This is a genomic window from Neisseria sp. P0021.S006 (assembly GCF_051956895.1).
In genome coordinates, this window is record NZ_JBQCWZ010000260.1 from 1 (window position 1) to 1733 (window position 1733).

2 protein-coding genes are annotated in these 1733 nt (G+C 54.8%); both read right to left on the minus strand.

What is annotated here, in order from left to right; translation table 11 throughout:
- Positions 1-109 precede the first annotated feature (109 nt).
- Positions 110-1312, minus strand: coding sequence for a beta-ketoacyl-ACP synthase (locus ACTHUM_RS13140; protein WP_440403074.1), 1203 nt, complete (start codon positions 1310-1312; stop codon positions 110-112).
- A gap of 3 nt (positions 1313-1315) precedes the next feature.
- The coding region (locus ACTHUM_RS13145) for a hypothetical protein (RefSeq protein ID WP_440403075.1) at positions 1316-1733 on the minus strand (418 nt) is incomplete at its 5' end.

Genomic DNA, 1733 nt, shown 5'->3' on the forward strand with positions numbered 1-1733 from the left:
AGCCTATTATGGCATATTTCGGCGGATTTGGTTGTTGTTTTGATGTTATTGTTTTTTAAGTTGCGGAAAAGAAAAAGGCCGTCTGAAAAGACAGCCTAAATATAAGGACTTATCCGATAATCAAAACGGCATTGCTGCCGCCGAAAGCGAATGATGAGCTGGCGGCAATGCGTTTTTCAGACGGCCAGCGGCTGTTTTCGTCGGTTACAGCAATGTTGGGCAGCTCGGAATCGGGTACGTTGTCCCATTGTTGCGGTGGCAGTTTGCCTTCTGGATTGTATTGGTGGTTGGCCATCAACCAGGCAAACGCGGCTTCGATCGCACCAGCTGCGCCTAAGGTATGACCGGTGGACGGCTTGGTTGAAGTGCAAAGGGTGTGGCTGCCAAATACTTCGGCAACAGCTCGGCTTTCCATGCTGTCGTTGTGCTGCGTGCCGGTGCCGTGCAGATTGATCCAGCCGATCTCTTCCGCTTTCAAGCCGGCTTTATCCAAAGCGGCCTGAAAAGATTGGGCTGCACCCAAACCGTCGGGGCGGGGCGAAGACATATGGTAGGCATCGCTGCTTGCGCCGTAGCCGAGCAACTGCATTTCGCCGTCAAAATCGGCATCGCGTGTCATTACGAAAAATGCGGCTGCTTCGCCGATATTGATGCCGTTGCGGTTGGCGGAAAAAGGCTTGGCAATGCCGTCTGAAAGCACTTCCAAAGAGGCAAAACCATTGATCGTCAGCGGAGAAAGCGTATCCGCGCCGCCGCAAATCACAGCATCACACAATCCGGCACGAAGCAATCGGGCTGCACTGATGAGGGCGCGTGCGCCGGAAGTGCAGGCGGTGGAAACGGTATAGCGCAAGCCGTCCAGACCGTAAACTTGGGCGATAAATTCGGAGGGCGAAGCCATGGTGTGTTGCAGCTGTTTGAACGGAACATCCGTCCATCCACCGCCTTGGACAACGTGTTGGAACAAAGGGATATTTTCGTCTGCGCCACTGGTGGACGTACCGGTAACGACAGCGACCCTTTCTTTGCCGTAACGGGCAATGGCCGTCTGAATCAGTTCGTCTATTTGCGAAAGCGCGTGCAGGATAAGCTGGTTGTTGCGGCTGCGGTGTGCTTCGGGGATGCTGTCGGGCAGGGGCATCAGGGTTTCTTTGACTGCACCGAAAGCATGCGTTTTGCCTTTTACCCATTGGTCTGAAAAAGTCAGGGGCGTGTTTTCAGACGGCGTGAGTAAGGCATCGGCATGAACTTGCAAGCCGCTGCCCAATGCGCTGGTCAGTGCCGGACGGCTGAGATAAACAGGAGTATTCATGAATTAGTCTTCTGCGATCGGGCTGACCGTCCAGAAAGTTTGGTCGGGGAAGCCGATAAGGAATTGTTCGGAATGGTGGGCAACACACCACAAATCACGCTCGCGGTAGCTGAATACCGCGCCTTTGCCGTCAGGGCAGAAGCCTTGATGGGTGGCGTTTTGTTGGCGGGCTTCAGGGTAAAGCGTGGCGGCGTGTTCGGCGGCCAAAAGCGGTAACAAGGCGGCAAACAGTCGGCGCGAAGTGGCATTGGGCATCACAAAGCCGTCGTTTTTCCAGCCTTTGGTGCTGACCGATTGACGCGATACCGGCGCACCCAGTGCATCGGTTTGGACAAAGCGGATGCCGTCTGAATGAGGCTCGACTGCCAAGAGATTGGTTTGAACGGTTTGCCCCGCCGCATTGGTCTGCTCGAGTTTGAAC